At 62.6% G+C, this 18,656-nt stretch carries 19 protein-coding genes; 14 read left to right on the top strand and 5 right to left on the bottom strand.

Translation table 11 applies throughout. The features are described from left to right. Positions 1–1,374, top strand: a complete 1,374-nt coding sequence (locus tag WHJ28_RS10275; RefSeq protein WP_340042040.1) for a DUF4179 domain-containing protein — start codon at positions 1–3, stop codon at positions 1,372–1,374. Positions 1,375–1,431: 57 nt separating this feature from the next. Here WHJ28_RS10275 and WHJ28_RS10270 read toward each other — a convergent pair whose 3' ends face one another. Together WHJ28_RS10270 and recG are read right to left on the bottom strand one after the other, a co-directional pair. Continuing rightward, a complete protein-coding gene (locus WHJ28_RS10270; RefSeq protein ID WP_340042039.1) occupies positions 1,432–1,818 on the bottom strand; it encodes a C-GCAxxG-C-C family protein in 387 nt (128 codons plus the stop codon). Positions 1,819–1,841: 23 nt separating this feature from the next. Next, on the bottom strand, positions 1,842–3,929 hold the full coding sequence (gene recG, locus WHJ28_RS10265) for an ATP-dependent DNA helicase RecG (protein WP_340042038.1): 2,088 nt from the start codon (positions 3,927–3,929) through the stop codon (positions 1,842–1,844). A gap of 263 nt (positions 3,930–4,192) precedes the next feature. Between recG and WHJ28_RS10260 the strand changes: the two genes are divergently transcribed. From WHJ28_RS10260 to WHJ28_RS10200, 13 genes are all read left to right on the top strand, one after another. Then, on the top strand, positions 4,193–7,621 hold the full coding sequence (locus WHJ28_RS10260; RefSeq protein ID WP_340042095.1) for a pyruvate carboxylase: 3,429 nt from the start codon (positions 4,193–4,195) through the stop codon (positions 7,619–7,621). A 267-nt stretch (positions 7,622–7,888) separates the two neighbouring features. Then, positions 7,889–8,845, top strand: coding sequence for a D-2-hydroxyacid dehydrogenase (locus WHJ28_RS10255; RefSeq protein ID WP_340042037.1), 957 nt, complete (start codon positions 7,889–7,891; stop codon positions 8,843–8,845). 85 nt (positions 8,846–8,930) lie between these two features. Further along, positions 8,931–9,275, top strand: coding sequence for a PadR family transcriptional regulator (locus tag WHJ28_RS10250; RefSeq protein ID WP_087269425.1), 345 nt, complete (start codon positions 8,931–8,933; stop codon positions 9,273–9,275). Then, positions 9,212–10,114: a hypothetical protein gene (locus tag WHJ28_RS10245; RefSeq protein ID WP_340042036.1), complete on the top strand. Its 903-nt coding sequence runs from the start codon at positions 9,212–9,214 to the stop codon at positions 10,112–10,114. Before WHJ28_RS10250 ends, WHJ28_RS10245 begins: the two co-directional genes overlap by 64 nt. 1 nt (position 10,115) lies before the next feature. Beyond that, positions 10,116–10,760, top strand: coding sequence for a DUF5044 domain-containing protein (locus WHJ28_RS10240; protein ID WP_340042035.1), 645 nt, complete (start codon positions 10,116–10,118; stop codon positions 10,758–10,760). Positions 10,761–10,764: 4 nt separating this feature from the next. Beyond that, a complete protein-coding gene (locus tag WHJ28_RS10235; protein WP_340042034.1) occupies positions 10,765–11,583 on the top strand; it encodes a permease prefix domain 1-containing protein in 819 nt (272 codons plus the stop codon). Further along, on the top strand, positions 11,576–12,202 hold the full coding sequence (locus WHJ28_RS10230) for a DUF5044 domain-containing protein (RefSeq protein ID WP_340042033.1): 627 nt from the start codon (positions 11,576–11,578) through the stop codon (positions 12,200–12,202). Before WHJ28_RS10235 ends, WHJ28_RS10230 begins: the two co-directional genes overlap by 8 nt. 4 nt (positions 12,203–12,206) lie before the next feature. Further along, complete coding sequence (locus WHJ28_RS10225; protein WP_340042032.1) at positions 12,207–12,983, top strand: permease prefix domain 1-containing protein; 777 nt, start codon at positions 12,207–12,209, stop codon at positions 12,981–12,983. Next, positions 12,980–13,693, top strand: coding sequence for a hypothetical protein (locus WHJ28_RS10220; RefSeq protein WP_340042031.1), 714 nt, complete (start codon positions 12,980–12,982; stop codon positions 13,691–13,693). Before WHJ28_RS10225 ends, WHJ28_RS10220 begins: the two co-directional genes overlap by 4 nt. Positions 13,694–13,705: 12 nt before the next feature. Continuing rightward, positions 13,706–14,461: a permease prefix domain 1-containing protein gene (locus WHJ28_RS10215; protein ID WP_340042030.1), complete on the top strand. Its 756-nt coding sequence runs from the start codon at positions 13,706–13,708 to the stop codon at positions 14,459–14,461. Next, positions 14,458–15,189 (top strand): hypothetical protein, encoded by a 732-nt coding sequence (locus WHJ28_RS10210; RefSeq protein WP_340042029.1) that lies wholly within the window; start codon positions 14,458–14,460, stop codon positions 15,187–15,189. Before WHJ28_RS10215 ends, WHJ28_RS10210 begins: the two co-directional genes overlap by 4 nt. A gap of 12 nt (positions 15,190–15,201) precedes the next feature. Further along, complete coding sequence (locus tag WHJ28_RS10205) at positions 15,202–15,960, top strand: permease prefix domain 1-containing protein (RefSeq protein WP_340042028.1); 759 nt, start codon at positions 15,202–15,204, stop codon at positions 15,958–15,960. Next, positions 15,957–16,640, top strand: a complete 684-nt coding sequence (locus WHJ28_RS10200; protein WP_340042027.1) for a hypothetical protein — start codon at positions 15,957–15,959, stop codon at positions 16,638–16,640. The genes WHJ28_RS10205 and WHJ28_RS10200 overlap by 4 nt, the downstream gene beginning before the upstream one ends. 37 nt (positions 16,641–16,677) lie before the next feature. Here the strand turns inward: WHJ28_RS10200 and WHJ28_RS10195 are convergent, their stop codons facing one another. Genes WHJ28_RS10195 through WHJ28_RS10185 form a run of 3 tightly spaced genes read right to left on the bottom strand, consistent with a single transcriptional unit; the run spans position 16,678 to position 18,652 of the window. Next, a complete protein-coding gene (locus WHJ28_RS10195) occupies positions 16,678–17,247 on the bottom strand; it encodes a DUF2313 domain-containing protein (RefSeq protein ID WP_340042026.1) in 570 nt (189 codons plus the stop codon). Next, positions 17,244–18,308: a baseplate J/gp47 family protein gene (locus tag WHJ28_RS10190; RefSeq protein ID WP_340042025.1), complete on the bottom strand. Its 1,065-nt coding sequence runs from the start codon at positions 18,306–18,308 to the stop codon at positions 17,244–17,246. Before WHJ28_RS10190 ends, WHJ28_RS10195 begins: the two co-directional genes overlap by 4 nt. Further along, positions 18,305–18,652 carry a hypothetical protein gene (locus WHJ28_RS10185; protein ID WP_340042024.1) on the bottom strand — a complete coding sequence of 116 codons (348 nt, stop codon included), beginning with the start codon at positions 18,650–18,652 and terminating at the stop codon, positions 18,305–18,307. Before WHJ28_RS10185 ends, WHJ28_RS10190 begins: the two co-directional genes overlap by 4 nt. Between the last annotated feature and the right edge of the window lie 4 nt (positions 18,653–18,656).

Here is an 18,656-nt window from a genome sequence, read left to right as displayed (position 1 = left end):
ATGGACCGTATGGAAGAATACCGCCTGCTCCTGGATGAGCTGGAGCAGACGCCCCCCGGGCTGGAGTCCGCCCTGCCCCGGGCCAGAGCCAGATGTCGGCGCCGCCGGCTGAGCCGCTGGATCGCAGCCCCCGCCAGCAGCGTGGCCGCTATGTTTGCCGTCTTTGTGCTGCTGGTCAACCTGGTGACCCCCTTTGCCCTGGCCTGCTCCAACATCCCCATCCTGAAGGAGCTTACCGCCGCCGTTGCCTTCTCCCCCAGCCTGAAAGCCGCCATTGAGCACGAATACGTCCAGCGGGTAGCACAGAGCCAGACCGACAGCGACGTGACTATGACAGTGGAGTATCTTATCGTGGATCAGAAGCAGGTCAACGTCTTTTTCTCCCTCCACAGCGACCGCTATTCCCATCTGGACGGCTCCGGGGATATCCGTATGGCCGACGGCCAGCAGGCCTCCGTCAGCCTCTCCTTCCCCCAGACCCCCAGCGACCCGAAGGGGCTGCGGCGGATCTCCATCGACTTCCAGGAGGAGGACGTCCCCGATACCCTGATTCTGGACTACAAGGTGTGGGCGGCAGACGACACCGAAGCCGCTGCTCCGTCGAAAGGTTCCGGCCTGTGGGATGATTCCCCCGCCGAGCCGGAAGCGGTGGCCAACTTCTCCTTTACCTTGCAATTCGATCCCAACTTTACCAGCCAGGGCAGCCAGATCACCCTGGACCAGCCCTTTACCCTGGACGGCCAGCAGCTGAAGGTGGTGGGACTGGAGATCTACCCCACCCACGTCCGGGTGGACATCCAGGAGGACGAAGCCAACGCCGCCCAACTCCACAGCCTGAGCTGCTGGCTGGAGGACGACAAGGGCGTGCGCTATGACCGGCCCCAGGGGCTGGTTGCCCACGGCTCCGGCGGCTCCCCCCGGGTCACCTCTTACCGCTTCGAGAGCAGCTATTTTGAGGATGCCCAGCACCTGACCCTCCATATCGAAGGGGCCATCTGGCAGGACAAGGAGGAGCACTGGGTCACGGTGGATCTGACCACCGGCCGGACCGATCCTCTGCCCGACGGCATCACCCTGGCCCGCATCGAGGAAATAGACGGTATCCCCACCCTCACCTTCCGGGCCCCCACCCTGGCGGACGGCATGATGTTCCGCCAGGTGGTGGGTCCCACCTGCCGGGCACCCGACGGGAGCGAATACGACTTCAATATGGCCTCCCACACCATTGCCATGGATGAGAGCGGCACGGAGGTCGAGGGCATCTTTGAAGAGTCCATTCCCCTGAAAGACTATCCCTTCGATCAGGTGGAGCTGGAGATTCTGGATTACCATGTCACCACTTTGGATACCCTCATCGTGCTTTCTTTGAATTAAACCGACAAAAAGGGGCCCGGCCTGTTTTGTGTGAACAGGCCGAGCCCCTTTTCATGCTCATTTCTGCTCCAGCTGCTCTTCCAGCAGCTCCACCGCTTCATATACCATCCGATCGCAGTGGCACTTGCGTTCTTCGCCCCGCTCGGACGCCAACCGCAGCAAGGTGGCGCAGTCCAGAGCCTGATTGTGCGCCCGGAACCGGCGCATCAGCTCCAGAGCGGCGTTGTTGTCGGCCTCCGCCATACCCAGGGCCATCAGGGCCCCGGTCACCGCGCCGCAGGTGCCGCCGTGCTTCATGCCGGCTCCGAAGTGGGCCCCCAGCTGATAGGCCGCCTCCTTGCTCAGTCCGCACTGGTCTGCAAAAGGCACCAGCACCGACTGGCAGCAGTTAAAGTGGATATCGGTCCGCTCACGCAGACCCTTGGTTTCTTCCATACGGTCCATAAAACAGTTTCGTTCCTTTTCTGTTAATTGAATACGTCCCCCTGCTCGGCAAAGAGGCGTTTTACCCGCCCCAGCAGTCCGGCGTGCTCCGGCAGAATCAGGCCGGGATCGGAGCGAAGCAGCTCCTCGGCGGCAGTCTGAGCCTCCTTCAGCACCCGCATATCCCCCGCCAGATCGGCAATACCCAGCTGAGGCAGGCCGTGCTGGCGGGAGCCGAAAAAGTCGCCCGGGCCACGGAGGCGCAGATCCTCCTCCGCGATTTTAAACCCATCGTTGGTTTTTGACAAGACCCGCAGTCGTTCCCGGCTGTCCTGGCTGCGGGTGGAAGTGACCAGCACGCAGTAAGACTGGTGCCTGCCACGGCCCACCCGGCCCCGCAGCTGATGGAGCTGAGAAAGGCCGAAGCGGTCGGCGTTCTCCACGATCATCAGGGCGGCGTTGGGCACATCCACCCCCACCTCGATGACGGTGGTGGACACCAGCACATCCAGCTCCCCGGTGGCAAAGGCGGTCATGACCGTGTCCTTCTCCTTGCTCTTCATTTTTCCGTGGACCAGTCCCACCCGCAGGTCGGGAAAAACCTGAGTCTGGAGGGTCTGGGCGTAGGTGACGGCGGCCTTCAGGTCAGCCGCCGGGCTGCCGGGACCCGGCTCCTCTCCATCCGTCTCTCCCTCCTCCACAGCAGGGCAGACAATATAGGCCTGACGGCCCTCTCCCACCAGCTTGCGCACAAAATTGTACATCCGCTGCCGCTTGTCCTCTCCCACCACATAGGTCTCCACCGGGGAGCGGCCGGGAGGCAGCTCGTCCACCACCGACACGTCCAGGTCGCCGTAAATGATGAGGGCCAGGGTACGGGGGATGGGTGTGGCCGACATGACCAGCACGTGGGGGGTGCCGTTGGCCTTGGCCGCCAGGGCAGCCCGCTGACCCACGCCAAAGCGGTGCTGCTCGTCGGTGACCACCAAACCCAATCTGGCAAAGGTCACCCCTTCGCTCAAAAGAGCGTGGGTGCCGATGGCCAGATCCAGCTCGCCGCGCTCCAGGGCGGCATACACCGTCTTGCGTGCCTTGCCCTTCACCGCGCCGGTGAGCAGCCCCACCCGCAGCCCGGCCCGCTCCAGCAAGGGAGCCAAAGAGCGGTAGTGCTGCTCAGCCAACAGCTCGGTGGGAGCCATCAGGGCACACTGGTACCCGTTTTTCGCCGCCAGCCAGGCTCCATAGGCCGCCAGCATGGTCTTGCCCGAGCCCACGTCCCCCTGGACCAGCCGGTTCATGGGGGAGCCTGAGGTAAGATCCGCAGTCATCTCCCCAATCACCCGCCGCTGTGCCCCGGTGAGGGCAAAAGGCAGCAGATTCAGAAAATTCTCCTCCGGGAACTGTTCAAAGGGCAGCCCTGCGGCCTTGTCCCGCCGGGTACGCAGCAGGGCCATGCCGCAGGTGAGGTAGAACAGCTCCTCAAAGATGAGCCGACGACGGGCCACCGCCAGGGCATCCTCATCGGCGGGGAAGTGGACATTGCGGACCGCAAACTCGGCCTCGGCCAGCTGGTGGGCCTGCCGCAGGTCATGGGGCAGACTCTCCTCCACCTGGGCGGCACACTCCTCCACACACCGGAGGGTAAGCCCCGCCAGCAGGTTGTTGGACACCCCGTGGGTCAGGGAATATACCGGCAAAATGCCGCCGGTGAAGCGCACCCGATCCACCCGCTCGCACACCGGGTTGGTCATCTGCCGCCGGCTGCCCTCACCTTCCACCTTGCCGAAACAGACGTAAGTTTCCCCCGTCCGCAGGGCATCCTTCAAATAGGCTTGATTGAAAAAGGTGGCGGTGAGGCTGCCGGTATCGTCCACCATGCGCACCTTCACCAGCTCCAGCCCCTTTCGGATGCGGGAGAGCCGGGGCGGCTCGGCCACCATCAGAGTGAGGCATACCGGCACATCCGCCGGCGCCGAGGCGATGGAAGCGCTCTTCCGCCGGTCCTCGTAGTCCCGGGGATAGTAGCCCAGCAGATCACCCGCGGTAGTCAGCCCCAGCCGGGCCAGCGCTTTGGCCCGGGCTGGTCCCACCCCAGGCAGGGCCTCCACGCCAGTCTTTAATGTCAGCGACATGATCTCACCTCTTTTGCATAATTCAGTGTAGCATATTTCCTATTTCCCGGCAAGCGGCCCCTGCAATTCCTGTTGTTCCCGCCAAGAATTGCAATTCCGCCAAAAAATGATTGCAAAAACTTTAGCGTACAGATATAATACACTTACACATATGACTGGAATTACAGCCTGGCGGGATGCCGGGCGCGCCTTCCCCCGCCGTATCTGATACGCGGGGGTTTATGACAGATTATGATGACATTGATTCAGAAAGGAAGGACAGCATGGCGGAATGTAAGTTCAACAAAGTCCTGGTGGCCAACCGGGGCGAAATCGCCATCCGGGTATTCCGGGCCTGCTACGATCTGGGCCTGCACACGGTGGCCATGTATTCCAACGAGGACACCTTCTCCCTCTTCCGCACCAAGGCGGACGAGGCCTACCTCATCGGAGAAAACAAGTCCCCCCTGGGGGCCTATCTGGACATTCCCTCCATCATCGATCTGGCCAAGCGCCGCAACGTGGACGCCATCCATCCCGGCTACGGCTTTTTGAGCGAGAACGCCGACTTTGCCAAGGCCTGCGAGGACGCCGGCATCACCTTCATTGGCCCCTCCTCCAAAATTTTGGCTCAGATGGGCGACAAGCTCACCGCCAAGGCCATCGCCAAGGCCTGCAATGTGCCCACCATCCCCGGCTCCTCTGAACCCCTGAAAAGCGGGGAAGAGGCCCTGGAGAAGGCCATCTCCTACGGCTTCCCCATCATTCTGAAGGCAGCCGGCGGCGGCGGCGGCCGCGGTATGCGCCGCTGCGACAAGCCGGAGGAGGTCATCCCCGCCTTCAATCTGGTGAAGAGCGAGGCCAAGAAGGCCTTCGGCAACGAGGATATCTTCATTGAGAAGTACCTGGTGGAGCCCAAGCACATCGAGGTGCAGATCCTGGGCGACAAGCACGGCAATGTGGTCCACCTGGGTGAGCGCGACTGCTCCCTGCAGCGCCGCTATCAGAAGGTAGTGGAGTTTGCTCCCGCCTTCAGCGTACCCGAGGCCACCCGCCAGAAACTGTACGAGGACGCCGTCAAGGTTGCCAAGCACGTGGGCTATGTCTCCGCCGGCACCGTGGAGTTCCTGGTGGACAAGAACGGCGATCACTACTTCATCGAGATGAACCCCCGTATCCAGGTGGAGCACACCGTCACCGAGATGGTCACCGGCGTGGACCTGGTGCGGGCCCAGATCCTCATCGCCGAGGGGCATCCCCTCTCCACCCCGGAGATCGGCATTCCCTCTCAGGATGCCGTCCACATGAACGGCTATGCCCTCCAGTGCCGGGTGACCACCGAGGATCCGGCCAACAACTTTGCCCCCGACACCGGCAAGATCACCGCCTACCGTTCCGGCGGCGGTTTCGGCGTCCGTCTGGATGGCGGCAACGCCTACACCGGCGCTGAGATCTCCCCCTACTACGATTCCCTGCTGGTGAAGGTCACCTCCTGGGACAACACCTTCGAGGGCGTCTGCCGCAAGGCCATGCGTGCCATCAGCGAGGAGCATGTCCGCGGCGTCAAGACCAACATCCCCTTCGTCACCAACATTCTGGCTCACCCCACTTTCCGGGCGGGAGCCTGCCACACCAAGTTCATTGACGAGACTCCCGAGCTCTTCGATATCGACACCGGACGGGACCGCGCCACCAAGATCCTCAAATACATTGCCCAGATCCAGGTGGACTCCCCCTCTGCCGAGCGTCCTCAGCATGACATCCCCCGTTTCCCGCCCTACGAGAACACCCCGCCCAAGTGCACCGGCCTGAAGCAGCTGCTGGACAGCAAGGGTCCTGAGGCGGTGCGGGACTGGGTGCTGGACCAGAAGAAGCTGCTTATCACCGACACCACCATGCGGGACGCCCATCAGTCTCTGTTGTCCACCCGGGTGCGTACCCGCGATATGCTGAAGGCCTCCGAGGGCACCGCCGAGATCCTCAACGACTGCTTCTCCCTGGAGATGTGGGGCGGCGCCACCTTCGATGTGGCCTACCGGTTCCTCCACGAGTCCCCCTGGGAGCGTCTGCGGCTGCTGCGGGAGAAGATCCCCAACATCCCCTTCCAGATGCTGCTGCGGGGAGCCAACGCTGTGGGTTACACCAACTACCCCGACAACCTGATCCGCGCCTTCATCAAGGAGGCTGCCATCGGCGGCATCGATGTGTTCCGCATCTTTGACTCCCTGAACTGGATCCCCGGCATGGAAGTGGCCATGGATGAGGTCCTCAAGCAGGGCAAGCTGTGCGAGGCCACCATCTGCTACACCGGCGACATCCTGGACCCCAAGCGGGATAAGTACACCCTGGAGTACTACGTCAACATGGCCAAGGAGCTGGAGAAGCGGGGCGCGCACCTGCTGTGCATCAAGGATATGTCCGGCCTGCTGAAGCCCTACGCTGCCAAGAAGCTGGTGTCCACCCTGAAACAGGAGATCGGCATTCCCATCCACCTGCATACCCACGACACCTCCGGCAACCAGGTGGCCGCCTATCTGATGGCCGCCGAGGCTGGTGTGGACATTGTGGACTGCGCCATCGACTCCATGTCCTCCATGACCAGCCAGCCCTCCATGAACGCGGTGGTGGCCGCCCTCCACGGCCAGGAGCGGGACACCGGCCTGGACGGCGACAAGCTGCAGAAGCTGTCCGACTACTGGGCCGACGTGCGCCTGCGCTACAGTAAGTTTGAGGCGGGCATCAAGAACCCCTCCACCGACATCTACCGCTACGAGATGCCTGGCGGCCAGTACACCAACCTGAAGAGCCAGGTGGAGAGCATCGGCCTGGGCCACCAGTTCGAGGCGGTCAAGGAGATGTACAAGACCGTCAACCATATGCTGGGCGACATCGTGAAGGTGACCCCTTCCTCCAAGATGGTGGGCGACCTGGCCATCTTCATGGTGCAGAACGACCTGACTCCCGAGAATATCGTGGAGCGGGGCGAGGCCCTCACTTTCCCCGACTCCGTGGTCAGCTACTTCAAGGGCATGATGGGCCAGCCCGCCTGGGGCTTCCCCGAGGATCTGCAGAAGGTGGTCCTCAAGGGCGAGAAGCCCATTACCTGCCGCCCCGGCGAGCTGCTGGAGCCTATCGACTTTGAGAAGGCCCGGGAGGAGGTCCGCAAGTTCTATCCCGACGCCTCCGACCACAACGTCATCTCCTGGTGCCTCTATCCCAAGGTGGTGGAGGACTTCTACCGTCACCGTCAGGAGTACGGCTATATCATGCGCATGGGCAGCCATGTGTTCTTCAACGGCATGGCTCTGGGCGAGACCAACAAGATCAACATCGAGGACGGCAAGACCCTGGTCATCAAGTATATGGGTCTGGGCGACCTGAACGAGGACGGCACCCGCAACGTGCAGTTCGAGCTCAATGGTATGCGCCGCGAGGTGGCCGTGCCCGACAAGAGCGCCACCGCCCAGGCCCGCAAGGTCAATCTGGCCGATCCCTCCGACAAGAGCCAGGTGGGCGCCTCCATCCCCGGCATGGTGTCCAAGGTGAACGTCAAGCCCGGCGACAAGGTGGAGGAAAACCAGGTCCTGGCCGTCATCGAGGCCATGAAGATGGAGACCTCCGTGGTAGCCCGCATGGCGGGTACCGTGGACGAGGTACTCATCAAGGAAGGCGGCTCTGTCAAGGCCGGCGAGCTGCTGATCACCATTAAGTAAGACCGGTTTCCTTGGCTTTTCAACACCTCGCCGCCTTCCTGTGAGCGCAGCGAACCGCCGCTTTTGCGGCGGAGCGGGGCGGGATTCACTTCCGCTCCGTGATACCTGATTTAAATTCTCACGGGTTCCCGCACAGGCAAGTCTGTGCGGGCCAGGCGGCTCTGTCAAGGCCGGCGAGCTGCTCATTACCATTAAGTAATTGCTTAAGAGGGCTGGTTTTCCAACCAGCCCTCTTTTCTACATTATCCATATCTGGAGGCTTATCCTATGGAAACCATTCTCCACCTGCTTCCCCTCACCCTGGAAGAGCAGGACCGCTTCCGTACCGCCGCTCCCAACGAGGAGCACCTCTTTCTCCCCACCAGCGACCGTCGGGGGTCGGCGGCCATCCCCCAGGACTGGCGGGAACGCACCACCATCCTCATGGGTTTTGTCCCCCCGGCAGATCTCAAAACCTTCCCCCAACTGAAATGGGTCCAGAGTTGGAACGCCGGAGTGGACCCCTATCTGGTCCCCGGTGTACTGCCCGAGGGAGTGCTCCTCACCTGCGCCGCCGGAGCCTACGGTCCCGCTGTCTCTGAGCATCTGCTGGCCATGCTGCTGGCCATCTATAAACGCCTGCCCGCCTACCGGGACCAACAAAACACCCGCACCTGGGCCGATTTAGGCCACGTCCGCTCCCTGCGGGGGCAGACCGTTCTGGTAGGGGGTACCGGCGACATCGGCCGCCACTTTGCCCGTCTGTGCCGGGCGCTGGGGTCCAAAACCGTTATGGGCCTCCACCGCTCCGACGCTCCCGTGGAGGACTTCGACCAGACTTTCCCCCTGTCCGCCATCGACAGTCTGCTCCCCCAGGCCGACGTGGTGGCTCTGGTTCTCCCCCACAACAGGGATACCGCCGGGCTCATGGACCGCCGCCGCCTGCTGCTGATGAAGCCCGATGCCGTCCTCCTCAACGCCGGCCGGGGCTCCGCCATTGACTGCGCCGCCCTGGCGGAAGTCCTGTCCCAGGGGCATCTGCTGGGAGCCGGACTGGATGTTACCCACCCGGAGCCTCTTCCCCCGGAGCATCCCCTCTGGGACACCCCACGGGCCCTCATCACCCCCCACACCGCCGGCGGCTATAACCATATGCAGGTCACTCTGGACCAGCTTCAGGCCCTATTTCTGGACAATCTGGACCGCTTTTTGTCTGGCCGGCCCCTTCGCAGCCGGATGAAATAAAACCTCTGTTGACATACCTCGGGTTTCTAGGTATAATATACCTAGAAACCCGAGGTATTGTTTTTGATCTGAAAGGAGGTTTCCCATGAAAGCGGATAAATCCCTGCTGTCTGGCAGCACCACCCTGCTGGTACTCTCTCTCCTGTCTGGAGAGGACAAGTACGGCTACCAGATGATCGCCGAACTGGAGGCCAAAAGCGACAACACCTTCTCCATGAAGGAGGGCACCCTCTACCCCATTCTCCACACCCTGGAGAAGGAGGGAGCGGTCCAGTCCTACGAGAAGGAGGCCCCTACCGGCCGCACCCGCAAGTATTACCACATTACAAAAAAGGGCTTTCGGCTGCTGGATGAGAAGAAGAAGGAGTGGACCACCTTCTCCCAGGCGGTGAACGCGGTGTTGGCCGGGTCTGCCCCGGCCATGGCCTGATGGACGCTCCCGGCGGCCCCCGGCTCACCATAGACCAATTCTGCGGTCAGGTATGTTCCTTCGTCCGGTTCTCTCCCGACCACCACGCCATTTCCGCAGAGCTGACCGGCCACATGGAGGAGCACCGGGACACCCTGCTAGAGGCCTATCCAAACATGACCCTGCGGGACGCCGAGTCCAGAGCCGTCCGGGCCATGGGGGATGCGGAGGAATTGGGCCGCTGGCTGGATCAGATCCATCATCCCCTGTTGGGCTGGTTTCAGATCTGGTTTCGCCGGGTAGTGTGGACTCTGGCCATCCTCATCCTGCTCTTTGCCCTGCCCCAGGCAAAGGAAACGGTTACCAACCTGATCGCGCCCCCCAGTTACGACGGCGTGGGGATGGGCTATCTTCTGGAGCATTATGACGAGTACGACGTGGTGGCCGATTTCACCCCTGGGGCTGTTTGGCAATATGAGGGCTACACCTTTTCCATCCAGCGGGCAGTTGTTACCCGCACAGAGGCCAGCGAATACAGAGACGAGGCCCTGCATCTGGACTATCTGCTGAAGGTGACCCACCCCAATCCTTGGCAGCGGGGGCCGGAATTTCGGGAATGGCTGTGGGCGGAGGACGATCTGGGCAACCGTTACCCCTCCAGAGGCCAGCAGGAGCTGTACCAGCTGCCCACCTCCGCCGGGGATTCCTCCGGCAATCCTACCGCCATCTATCCCTTCGCCTCCTACTACGATCTGTGGGTGGGCGGTATCCATCCAGAGGCTACCTCCGTCACCCTCCGCTTTGACCGCTTCGGAGAGAACGCCATCTCTCTGACCCTGCCGCTGAAAGGAGGGGACTGACATGGCCAGATGCTCCGTCACCCCCGCCCAGCGCAAGCGCCGCATCCTCCGGGACGCCCTGCTGCTGGCAATAGTCCTGGTGGTGCTGGTGCTCCGGCTGGACTTTCCCATCCTCACCGCCGAACAGGCTCTGGAGGCCACCCAGGACCGCTATTTCTTCGGTCCCGGGGAGGTCATCACCACCCTGGATTATTCCCGGGAGGCCAACAAAGTCAAGATTGGCCAGTACGACCGCTATTACATTCTCCGCCACGGGGACTGGTACGCCTGGTGCGGCGTCAACCACTACGGCCTGTTCTGGCAGACCGGCGGCCTGGACGCGGTAAAAAATGACCCCAACCTCCCTCTGGTGCCTCTGGTGGTCAGCGACTGGAGAACCGGTGCGGTACTGGTGATCTCCAACGACCCGGAGATCGCCCAGGTGGAGATCACGTTCCCCATTTCTGCTGAAACAAAACAGGGTTACACCCTGCTCTCCGCCAGCCAGACCCAGAGCACGGAGAACTGCTTCCTGATTTCCTATACGTCAGGCCCCGGCTTCGTCTTTCCGGAGGACCTCCAGGTCAAGGGCTACGACGCCGACGGAAGGCTGATCTACCAATCCCCTGAACCGGAATCCTGGACGACCCGTTATGAACTGAGGTGAGTGTATGGCCTCCAATCGCTGCGAGACATTTTGCAGACAGGTGTGCGCCTTTGTCCGCTTCTCCCCCGACCACGACGCCATTACCGCCGAACTCACAGCCCACCTGGAAGACCACCGGGACGCCCTGCTGGAGGCCCGCCCCGACCTAACCTCGGAGGAGGCCGAAGCGGCGGCAGTGAGTGCCATGGGAGACCCGGAAGAACTGGGCCGGGCCCTGAATGAAAGCCACAGTCCCCTGCTGGGCTGGTTCCAAATCTGGTTTCAGGCGGTTGTCTGGTTCTTGTCGGCCATCATCGTTATATTTTGCCTGTTCCACCTGCCCGGCACCTTGGAGAACCTGACCGGCAAGCCCGATTCTGTCAGCAGCGATCCCGCCCTCTACTTTGAGCGGCATATCCACCCGGACAATCTTGTGGCTCAGTATGAGACCAATGCTGTCTATCAGGACCCGCCCTATACCTACACCATAAAACAGGTCGGCATTGAGAACTACTCCGGCGCCCGCTATGTGGATTGTATCCTTCAGGTAACGCAATCCAACCCCTGGCTGCGCTGTCCCGCCTTTGGCTATGACTTGTGGGCGGAGGACGATGTGGGCAACCGCTATCCCTCTACCCGAGAGCGGCAGGCTCTGGACGAAACCGTCTTTTCCAGAGTGCAGGCCAGCACCCCCATGGGTGATTTCCCCTTTGCCACTCATTACTGCCTCACCGTCACCAACGTGGACCCGGCAGCCACCCAGTTGACCTTCCGCTTCGACCGCTATGGAGAGGTCCGTCTCTCCCTCACCGTTCCGCTGAAGGGAGGCGAAGCAGATGGCTGAACGTCCTATTTCCCAGCGGGGCCGCAAATGGCGCATCCTGCGGGACGCTGTGATTCTGCTGCTCACTCTGGTTTTCCTGGCTGTCACCCTGGATTTCCCCATGTTTACCGCCAGACAGGCCCTGCGGGCCACCCAGACCCGGTATTACTGGGAGGACGGCCAGGTGGTGGCCGATCTGGGGTCCGGCCCTCTCTACGACCGCCAGTACCTGCTGCGCATGGGAAACTGGTACGCCTGGTGCGGTCTGTCCCGGGAAGGGCTGCTCTGGGACTCCGGCACGCTCGTATCCCTTTACCGGGACCCGGAACAGCCGCTGAGTGCCGTCACACCCCACAATCTGGGTGTTGTTCTGGTGTTGGCCGGCGACCCGGACATTGTCCAGGTGGAGGTGGAATACCCGGTGCTGCTCTCCGAGTCGGACGCCGGCAGGGTCTATGACCTGAATACCCTCCGCCAGGGCCCGGTGGCAGAGGGCTGCTTCTGGTTTCAGCTCACCGGAAACCTGCTCCCCGCCTATCAAATGGACCGTATCCGCCTCCGCGGCTACGACGCTGACGGAAAGCTGATCTACCAATCCCCCGAACCGGAATCCTGGACGACCCGCTATGAATTGAGGTGAGTGTATGGCCTCCAAACCCTTTGATACCTTCTGTTATCAGGTGTGCTCTCTGATTCGTTGGAAGCCCGCCCGGTATGCCGCCTGGGCAGAATTAAACGCCCATCTGGAGGACCACGCCGCCGCGCTGGAGGAACAGGGCATGGAGTCCGAGGATGCCGCACGCCGGGCGGTGGAAGCCATGGGGGACCCCTACAAGCTGGGGCATCAACTGGACAAGTGCCACAGCCCCCTGGTCCCCCGACTGTCCCGCATTTTTGCCCTGTCGGCTCTGGCGGTGCTGCTCCTGAGTCTGGTGATCGGCTTTCGGGCAGGTACCGGCCTCTTCGCCCTCTCTGGTGTCTTTCCCCAGCCGGAATCCCTGGTCGATCAGGACCGCGGTACACTGGAGGTCTCCGGCTCCGCCGTGGGCGGCGGCCAACTGTCCGGTTATCATATCTCGCCTTCGGGAGAGGCCGGCCTGGTCCTCCTCTCCCTGGCCTGCCCGGAAGAAAAACCGCGGCAGGAATACCTGCTCCAGTGCCCCCTCAACATCACCCAATGGCAATTCTGGAAGCCGCCCTTGAATTTCCTGCGGGGCGAACTGTCCTGGACCGATGATGCCGGCGGCACCGGCTCAGCCATCATTTCCGAGCCGGTGAAGCACAGCCTGCTAGGCAGCTCCACCGTACTGGAGCTCCAAAATCCCACACCCGGCGCCCGACAATTTACTCTTACCCTTAACACCCCAGAGGAAAGCGTTACCATCTACATCACCTTGCAGGAGGAGGTGCCCCCGCTGTGAGTCGATTCCGCTATGTGATCCTGCCCCGGCTGCTGCTGGCCCTCAGTACCCTGGCTCTGCTGGCCGCCCTGTTCCTGCTGTGGGTAAGTCTGGAGCGGCCCATGCCCACCATTGGCCTGGCCTGCGCCCAGGCCGGTCCCGCCAACGGCTTTACCGGCGGGGAAGTGGTGGCCTCCGGTCCTGTCCGACTGAATCAAGCCGAACCGGATACCGACGCCTGGGCAGTGCTTCGCTCCGGCGACACTTACGCCGTGGCCAACTTAAAGCGCACTGCCGGTCTGCTGTGGACGGTACCCGGCTATGATCTGCACATTCTCCCTGGGCTGGACGAGTATACCCTTTACCCCTGGCACACAGCCAACTCCTTCTACTCCTACATAGACGATACCGACCCCGCCTCTGTTCATCCGGTCATAGAAAGCGAACTGATCCCGCTGGCCATCTGCACTGATCCCGCGGTAATCCGGGTAGAGGGGGAGTTTCTGTGGCTGGGATACTGGGAGGATCCCCAGGAGGCCCTGGCTGACCGGGGCGTATCCATCTCCTGGTCCTCCGCCGGAAATGGCGTGTGGGCGGGAGAGCCCGTTACCTCTCCCACTCCCGCCCTGCCTGACGGCAGCGGTCACAGCGGCACCCTGTCCATCTGGCTCCGTGGCTACGACGCCGACGGCAATCTGGTCTGCTCCTACGATCCCACAAATTCGGAATGAGGTGAGTCTCCTATGAAGCCGCCCTTCGAGCACTTCTGCGATCAGGTGTGTGCATCTATCCGCTGGCCCCCTGCCCAGCGTCTGGCCCGGGAGGAGCTGACCGCCCACCTGGAGGACCACGCCGCCGCTTTGGAGGAGAAGGGGATCTCTGCTGAGGAGGCCGCAGTCCAGGCTGTGGAGGCCATGGGAGATCCGGAAGAGATCGGTCGCCAGCTGGACCGCTGTCACAGCCCACTGCTCCCCCGGCTGTCCAAAATCTTTGCCCTGTGCGCCTGCGCCCTCTTTCTCATCGGCTTCTGCGCCAGCGTTCTGCATCAGACTGGTCTCTTCCGCTATGAAACCGTACTGCTGCCCCCTCCCACCCTGCCCGGTTGGAACGATGGAGACCTGCTCTGCGAGGGAGAAGCCCAGGGCAGCGGCCATGTGGGCGGCTATGCCATCCAGGCCAAAGACGCCGCTCTGGTCCACCGCCCCAGCACCAAATTCCGTCCCTCCAAGCTGGAGATCCAGGCCGTCGTCACCGTCTCCCACTGGCAGCCTTGGCTGGACCACCTGACCCCCGCCATCCCTGCCATCTGGACCGACTCCGACGGTGCCTCCGGTACGGTCTCCTGTTATTCCACGGACTCCACCCTCCTTGCCCAGAACTGGCATCTGGTTCTGGAGGCCCCCACCCCCGGCTGCAGCTGGTTCTCCGTCACTCTGGGCAGGCCCGGCGATCAATGCACCCTTGAAATCACTCTGGATGAGGAGGTGCCTCCGGCATGAAACACTTTCGCTATTACATTCTGCCCCGCCTCCTGCTGGTCCTGAGTATCATAGCCGCTCTGTTCTGTCTCTTCTTCCTGTGGCTTTCACTGGATGCCCCGCTCCCCTCCCCGGCCGCCATCTGCGCCCGGATAGATCGGGAAAACTACAGCTCCGGCGGCGAGATCGTGGCCTCCGGCCCCATTGATATGACGGAGGAAGGGATCATTATCAAAAGTGATTATACCGACCGGGACTGCTGGTGGTTCATACGCCGCAGCGGTGATCGCTTTCAGCTCCAGGTGCTGGAGCGGATGGCTGGGTTCCTCTGGCGCCCATTGGACCGCGCTGCCAATGGCCTTTCCTATCAGCTCTCCCTCCAGGATCAGCCCATGGGATGTACCTTTGATGTCTTTCAGCTGACCTCCATGGATGGTCCCCCCGGCCTGGATGCCTATAAGGTTATCCCCATCCTCCTCTGCGCAGACCCCGCCGTGGTGCGGGTGGAGGCCCAACTGGTTGCCCTGTCGGAAGAGGACTGGGCCGATCCCCAGGCCGCCATCGCCCAGCGCGGAGTCTCCCCCACCTTTACCAAGGCGGGAGATGGGGTATGGGTCGGTCCCTCCCCCTATGTCCTGATCCCCTGGGCATCCCCCAAGAACGGCGGCCATTTCGTGGCCTTCTGCCAGGGCTACGACGCCGCCGGCAATCTGGTCTGCTCCTACGATCCCACCGAAGACAGGGAATGAGGTGAATCCGCCTTGTGCCAGCCATTTGAACAATTCTGCGACCAGGTGTGCTCTGTCATCCGTCTGCCGCTGGCCCAGCGTCTGGCCCGGGAGGAGCTGACCGCCCATCTGGAGGACCACGCCGCCGCACTGGAGGAACAGGGCATGGAACCCGAGGAGGCCGCACACCGGGCAGTGGAGGCTATGGGAGATCCCTATCAGATCGGCCATGAGCTGGACCGCTGCCACAGCCCCCTGTTTCCCGGCCTGACGGCCCTGTTCACCGTGCTGGGCATCATGCTCATTCTGGTCAGCACCGTGGCCAGCGGCCTGCATCAGACCGGCCTGTTCGCCCATGACTCCCTGCTCCCACCCTCCTGTACCCTTCCCGCTCAAGTCAATGAGACCCTGGTGGTCTCCGGCTCCGCCTCCGGCGGCGGAACAGTGGGCGGCTATACCATAACTGCCCACGACGCAGCCCTGGTTCGCACGCCGGACTACCCGAATTTCCCCTCCCGGCTGGAGGTCCAGGCCTCCCTCTCAGTCTCCCACTGGCAGCTGTGGCTGGATAACCTGGAGCTGTACGAGGTACCGTATACCTGGATCGACTCCACCGGCGCCACCGGAGAGGCCTATTGCTTCACCTTGTCCACCTCGCCTCTGACCGCCAGCGGGTATCTCGCCATCACCAATCCCACCCCCGGCGCCCAATGGTTCACCGTCACGCTGGGCAAACCCGGCGACCAGGTCATACTCCGCATTGAGCTGGATGAGGAGGTGCCGCTGTCATGACCCATTTCCGCTATTACACCTTACCCCGCATCCGCTGGGCCTTGAGCATCCTGCTGCTGTGCCTGGGACTGCTCTCCGCCTGGGTAGCCCTGGATACCCCCCTTCCCTCCTCCGCCGCCGCGTGTGGGCGTCTGAACCGGGAACACTATGTGATAGATAACACCATCCTGGCCTCCGGCCCCATCCAATACCAGGAGATCCGGGGTGACTATGTACCAAAAAACACCTGGTGGTTTGTGGGCCGCCAGGGGGACACCGTGCAGTTTTATACCCTGGATCGGCTGGCCGGTTTCCTGTGGCGGCCTGCGGATACCCTTCCCTTTTGGCAGTTGGATCTCACCCAGCTGGAAGATCCCATTTACTGCAATCTGTTCGGCTCTCAACCCGATATTGGTCTTGGTTATGAGGCCACCCCTGTGGTGATCTGCACCGACCCCAGGGTGGTGCGGGTGGAGGCCCAGCTAATCTCTCTGGGTACCAGTGAGCGGGCCGATCCCCAGGCCGCCATCGACAGCCGCGGCGTCTCCCCCACCTTTACCCAGGTGGCCGACGGCGTGTGGGTTGCTCCCTCCACCCTGGCACCCGGCCCATCCGATGACAGCGGTGCGGTCTGGCTGGCCTGGTGTCAGGGCTATGACGCCGACGGCAATCTGGTCTGCCAGGATTCCCCCACCTCCTAAAGTGTCAAAAGACGGCCCGCAGAATGCGGGCCGCCTTTTATTCCACCATTTTCTCCAGTTCCTCCCAGGTGGGTCCCAGGGCCTCGATCTCTCCCCAGGTAGAGAACTTTTCTTCCATCCCGCCCCAGGTGATGTACCAATACACATATTCAATCCCCAGATGGGCAGGCAGAATACTCTCAATGATCTCCCTCAACTCTTCAAACCCATCGGGGATTCCGGGCACATCAGGGAAGTAGACTTCCACCTGTCCCGCCTTCCCGGTCTCCCGGGCCTGAGCGTTGATGCCGCAGCCTTTCAGATTGTCATTGATAGCCGTCAGGGTAAAGCTGTCCCCGCCGATGCGGAGCAAGGCGGCCAAAGCCGCCCGCCGCATTTCCAGATCGGTGGTCACCGGCCGCCGGGCCAGCAGGCTTTCCACAGCCTCCAGCCCCCGGTCCTCCGCCGTGGAGAGCAGCATCTCCCGCTGGATCTCCTCCAGACCGGCTTCCACGCGGTCCAGCGCCTGACCCTGGGCCTCCAGCTCCCCGCCGTTGGCAGTACCCTCCAGTTCGTATACCCGCAGGGGCCGCAGCAGTTCCTTCAGATATTGTGCGTATCCGCTCATGCCGTCCCCTCCGACCGGGTGACCGAGAGGCTGTTCAGCTGGGGCAGCACATCGCGCTCCACTGTCACATCAGCGGCGGGAGCGGCGATGGTGTAGTTTTCCACCCCGTCCACCTCATAGATCAGCTGGCCCAGCTTGGCCCGCAGGATACTCTGGCCCAGCCGCTGGCCGTTGAACCAGCTCCGAATGGACTGTTCCACACTCTGCCGCACCGTCTCCCCGTCCCGGTTGGCCGCTGCCTGGATCTGAACAGTCACATCCACATTCTGTACCTCTGGGGCACGCACCTGCACATCCACGGCGATCTCCCGCCGCTGCTCAAAATAGGCCTGCAATTCCTCCAGCAGTTCCTCACCGGGCACTCCGGCAGCGGTAGCCACCACCACGTCCACCGAGCCCACCCCTCTGGGCCGGGACACCACCGCCGCAGCCGCCACCTGAGGAAAGGACATGGCGCTCTGCTCATAGTAGGCGGCGTTGGCGCCGTTTGGCATCCGCTGGAAGGTCTCCAGCACTCTGGCCCGCAGGGTCTCGTCGTCCTCTGCATCCAGGCCGCCGGAAAAACCCTCCGGGTTGGTGCACCGGCTGATCCCCACCGGGGCCACCGCCATGGCCCGGATGGTACCCGCCGCCACATTGCCCGCCGTCCCCGGTTCCAGGGCGGTTGCCGGGGCGTCCACCTGTGTCTCACCGGCCTGGAGGGTGACCTCCTGAGTGGTCTCAAAGCGGATCAGCCCCGCCGTCATACACACCGTCCCCTCCGGGATGGTCAGATCGGCCTGGGCGGCGCTGTCGGTCTGGAAACGAATGGTCCCCTCCGCCGCCACGGCCCCACGGCGTTCCAGTCCCCGCAGCTGGGCGTGCTTGTCCAGATACTCTCCCTCCGCGCTCTGGGGAAAGCACTGGCGGTTCACCCAGTCGGCCTGGATGTATAAGGCGTAGATCTGGGCAGCCACGGCGTACAGCCGTACCGCCATATCTCCGTCTCCGGCCAGCGCCACGCCGGTTTCCCGCTCAAAGATAGCCGTCATCTCTCCATAGATATCGTCAATGGATCTCACCAAATCCCTCCCGTCTCAACCGTCAGCTTCAGCTCCTCCCCCTGCCACGCCAGCGCCACCTCCATGGTGCCGTCCTCCTCCAGGCTCACGGCGGTCACCGTCAGGTCAGGCTCATCCTCCAGGGCCTGGGCCACATACTGCCGGGCCAGGTTCTGCCGCTGGGCGGGCTTGCAGCGGCCCAGCTGGTAGAGCTGGCTGCCCAGGTTGGGCAGAAAGGGGAAGCTGTCCCGGGGAATGGACAGCTTCCACAGCACCCGCTGGAGCAACTCCTGGCCGCCTTCCGCTCTCCGGTAGCCGCCCCCCTCGTCGGGCACATAGTCGCCGTCCCGTACCATCAGTTCCATCCGC

It is taken from the genome of Flavonifractor porci (genome assembly GCF_037572415.1).
GTDB lineage: Bacteria > Bacillota > Clostridia > Oscillospirales > Oscillospiraceae > Flavonifractor > Flavonifractor porci.
Note: the sequence above shows the minus strand (reverse complement) of the source record. Positions and strands in the feature narration are given on the sequence as shown.

Coding starts and splice junctions, on each gene's coding strand:
- WHJ28_RS10210 (WP_340042029.1), top strand. CDS start 14,458: ATGAAACACTTTCGCTATTACATTCTGCCCCGCCTCCTGCTGGTCCTG.
- WHJ28_RS10260 (WP_340042095.1), top strand. CDS start 4,193: ATGGCGGAATGTAAGTTCAACAAAGTCCTGGTGGCCAACCGGGGCGAA.
- WHJ28_RS10215 (WP_340042030.1), top strand. CDS start 13,706: ATGAAGCCGCCCTTCGAGCACTTCTGCGATCAGGTGTGTGCATCTATC.
- WHJ28_RS10240 (WP_340042035.1), top strand. CDS start 10,116: ATGGCCAGATGCTCCGTCACCCCCGCCCAGCGCAAGCGCCGCATCCTC.
- WHJ28_RS10270 (WP_340042039.1), bottom strand. CDS start 1,818: ATGGACCGTATGGAAGAAACCAAGGGTCTGCGTGAGCGGACCGATATC.
- WHJ28_RS10235 (WP_340042034.1), top strand. CDS start 10,765: ATGGCCTCCAATCGCTGCGAGACATTTTGCAGACAGGTGTGCGCCTTT.
- WHJ28_RS10200 (WP_340042027.1), top strand. CDS start 15,957: ATGACCCATTTCCGCTATTACACCTTACCCCGCATCCGCTGGGCCTTG.
- WHJ28_RS10195 (WP_340042026.1), bottom strand. CDS start 17,247: ATGAGCGGATACGCACAATATCTGAAGGAACTGCTGCGGCCCCTGCGG.
- WHJ28_RS10185 (WP_340042024.1), bottom strand. CDS start 18,652: ATGGAACTGATGGTACGGGACGGCGACTATGTGCCCGACGAGGGGGGC.
- WHJ28_RS10225 (WP_340042032.1), top strand. CDS start 12,207: ATGGCCTCCAAACCCTTTGATACCTTCTGTTATCAGGTGTGCTCTCTG.
- recG (WP_340042038.1), bottom strand. CDS start 3,929: ATGTCGCTGACATTAAAGACTGGCGTGGAGGCCCTGCCTGGGGTGGGA.
- WHJ28_RS10230 (WP_340042033.1), top strand. CDS start 11,576: ATGGCTGAACGTCCTATTTCCCAGCGGGGCCGCAAATGGCGCATCCTG.
- WHJ28_RS10275 (WP_340042040.1), top strand. CDS start 1: ATGGACCGTATGGAAGAATACCGCCTGCTCCTGGATGAGCTGGAGCAG.
- WHJ28_RS10255 (WP_340042037.1), top strand. CDS start 7,889: ATGGAAACCATTCTCCACCTGCTTCCCCTCACCCTGGAAGAGCAGGAC.
- WHJ28_RS10250 (WP_087269425.1), top strand. CDS start 8,931: ATGAAAGCGGATAAATCCCTGCTGTCTGGCAGCACCACCCTGCTGGTA.